The 2,560-nt window shown below is 54.7% G+C and carries 3 protein-coding genes; 2 read left to right on the top strand and 1 reads right to left on the bottom strand.

All coding sequences use genetic code 11. The features are described 5' to 3' along the window. Positions 1-262: 262 nt before the first annotated feature. Positions 263-544, bottom strand: a complete 282-nt coding sequence (locus tag AX730_RS16845; protein WP_062358366.1) for a hypothetical protein — start codon at positions 542-544, stop codon at positions 263-265. Positions 545-728: 184 nt separating this feature from the next. Here AX730_RS16845 and AX730_RS18625 point away from each other — a divergent pair, with 184 nt between their 5' ends. Together AX730_RS18625 and AX730_RS16835 are read left to right on the top strand one after the other, a co-directional pair. After that, the gene (locus AX730_RS18625; protein ID WP_198147235.1) at positions 729-2,063 is read left to right on the top strand and encodes an AAA family ATPase; all 1,335 of its coding nucleotides are present in this window, start codon (positions 729-731) and stop codon (positions 2,061-2,063) included. Continuing rightward, positions 2,060-2,560 carry a DUF4435 domain-containing protein gene (locus tag AX730_RS16835; protein WP_062358364.1) on the top strand — a complete coding sequence of 167 codons (501 nt, stop codon included), beginning with the start codon at positions 2,060-2,062 and terminating at the stop codon, positions 2,558-2,560. Before AX730_RS18625 ends, AX730_RS16835 begins: the two co-directional genes overlap by 4 nt.

The raw sequence follows: 2,560 nt of genomic DNA, 5'->3' as shown, positions 1-2,560 counted from the left end.
CCGAAGAAGGTCGGAATCTCTACCGGCTGATGGCCCAGGATTCGGGGGTGGGTCAGGCCGTCGGCGCCATGCGGCGCCGGGTGCATCGAAACGGGGGTGTGCCCACGCATGACTGGCTCCTCGATTCCAAGGGGCCCTTTGCGTATGCATGCGTAATCAGGCGGAAGGATGATAGGCAGACACGCGGCCCATCGTCCAGTCAGGGGATTGCGGCGTCGTCAGGACGCTGCGTGCCGCGGGCGCGCCAGGGGCGCGTGGGCTGTCAGGGCGCGACGATCTTCATCAGGGCGACGGCGGCGATGCCGGCCACCAGCCAGATGACGACGCGCTTGAGCACGGCCGCATCGATGCCTGCCCTGCCCTCGGCATTGCGGACCGGATTGATGCCGACGACCAGCACGTGCATCGGCAGCGCGATCACCAGCAGGAACGCGAACACCCAGTACATCGTCTCGTCGCCCAGCTTCGGCCAGATCAAGGGCATGGCGACGCCGGCGAAGAGGCCGGCGATGGCGGCGGTGATGGGGGTTGGGGTCAGGGCCATGTGGACTGTCTTATAGAGGCATCACCGAAGTCTAGCGGACCCGAGCCTCAAGGATGGCCTACCGAAAAGTCGTAGGATGGGGTGAGCGGGAATGACTTTGGGGACGAAATGGGTCAGTCCCGAAAGCTATCGGCACAGGGCCTCTGCTATGGCAGACTCCGGCTCGCTATTCGGGGAACCTCTTATGAAGCTAGTCGCACTGCGGGCCAAGGGAATTTACGGCCAGTTCTCACTGAATCTTCGTTTCAATCCCGACTTGAACATACTGGTCGGCGCAAACGGTAGCGGGAAAACGACAACCCTACGTTTGATACACGGCCTTCTTGGTGCATCGCTAGAGGATTTGTATCAAATCCCATTCGAGAGGCTGCAAGTTGCCGTAGAGCTGCCGAAGAAGCAGGTTTCGCATATCGAAGCCTCGCGCGATGGCGGGGCGCTCAATATTTCTATCGATAGAGTATCTGAGCCACTTGTGCTTCCTCTGGTAGACAGCCCGGACCTAAGCAGACTCTTAAGGAAGCAGAATAGCGAATCATCACTAGCCAGCTTCCTTGCCCCTCACTGCGCGAACAACCCAACGTGGCGTGCTCTTAAGGAGATGGGTTCGCCGCTATTTCTCGGCATCGATAGGCGCGGAGGCCTCAATGATAGTGAAGATGAGGGGATACGCCACTATCGCGATTTTGCCAACCGCATGAAGCATGTCACTGCTGGCCCCCAAGATGGCATGACCGAGGTCCAATCGCTTCTTTCAAGCGAGTATCGCCGCCTTCGCGCAATCCAAGAGGGTCAGGCACGCTCCCTTAGAAAGGCAGTGATTCTTTCAGCGTTTAAGTACTCCGAACTTTCTTCGAAAGATATAGAAGGAATGGAAAGGGAGTCACTTCAGATGCAGCAACAACAGCTTGTTGCTCGACAGTCCGAAATTCGCACTGCACTGCAGAGCGTTGATGCTGAGAGCGCTGACGTGTTGCGAGAAGTCGACAACTTCTTCAAGAAGCTAAATGCTCTCTACAAGCAGATGGAGCGCAGCCACACTCAGGACGAACCAAACTTCAACATCGAGTGGCTGATGAACAAAGCTCAGATTGAGCGAATCACTACTTTACTTGAGGTAATTGATAGTCATCGCTCCTCAATCGATAAGCTTTTTGCCAGCACCACTCGCTTTCTAACAGCTGCAAATTCTTTTTACTCCGACTCACGAAAGCGTGTCGTCATTGACGAAGTCGGACAGCTGAGCGTTGAGAGTATCGACAAGCAGGTAGTGCCAGTTTCCGCTCTATCATCTGGTGAGCGACAAGTACTTCTTATGCTGGGCCAGCTCTTCTTCAGACGAGACAGAAGGGTCTTCATCATCGATGAACCAGAACTCTCCCTCCATATAAGATGGCAGAAGATTTTCGTTGAGAAGGCAATGGAGGCTCAAAAGAATAATCAACTGATACTCGCGACGCACTCGCCAGAAATCGTCGGCGAATACAGGGAAAAATGCATCACGGTGAGGGCCACCGCATGACAGAGCTTGAATGGAGTGCCAGCGCCCTTCATGCTCGCTCGGTGTTCTTCGAGGAATTCAATGATATCGACATATATGTCGAGGATACCGATGCCACCACTATAAGGATATTCACAACGCTTCTCCAAAGGGCCATGGAGAACTTGCGCATAGAGACGGTATTTGGACTTGGCGGCAGGCACGAGGTACTTAAGCGCTTTAGCAGCGACGCCAACAACGCACGCAAGAGACTCTACATCATCGACGGCGACTTCTCTTGCATCCTTGGCGATTTGTGCCATCACGAAGTTCCAACAGGAGTCTTCAGGCTCTCTCGGTACTGTATTGAGAACTACTTGGTAGACGAAGAAGCATTCATTCAAGTTGCACACGACGAAGATGGCAGCCGACGTCAAATCGAGCTGAAACAGGAAGCAAATCTCCAAGAATGGATGGAGAGCACGCGACGTCCCCCCGCTTTCAGTAGCGGAACCATTTGGAGTCCGGGGTTACTGTAG

It is taken from the genome of Pseudoxanthomonas mexicana, from assembly GCF_001556105.1.
In the GTDB taxonomy this organism is placed as follows: Bacteria; Pseudomonadota; Gammaproteobacteria; order Xanthomonadales; family Xanthomonadaceae; genus Pseudoxanthomonas_A; species Pseudoxanthomonas_A mexicana_A.
The sequence above is the reverse complement of the archived record's forward strand: the minus strand, read 5'-3'. Positions and strand labels throughout refer to the sequence as shown.

What these genes read in the sequence shown, in the direction of transcription:
- AX730_RS16845 (WP_062358366.1), bottom strand. Translation starts at nt 544, where the DNA reads ATGGCCCTGACCCCAACCCCCATCACCGCCGCCATCGCCGGCCTCTTC.
- AX730_RS18625 (WP_198147235.1), top strand. Translation starts at nt 729, where the DNA reads ATGAAGCTAGTCGCACTGCGGGCCAAGGGAATTTACGGCCAGTTCTCA.
- AX730_RS16835 (WP_062358364.1), top strand. Translation starts at nt 2,060, where the DNA reads ATGACAGAGCTTGAATGGAGTGCCAGCGCCCTTCATGCTCGCTCGGTG.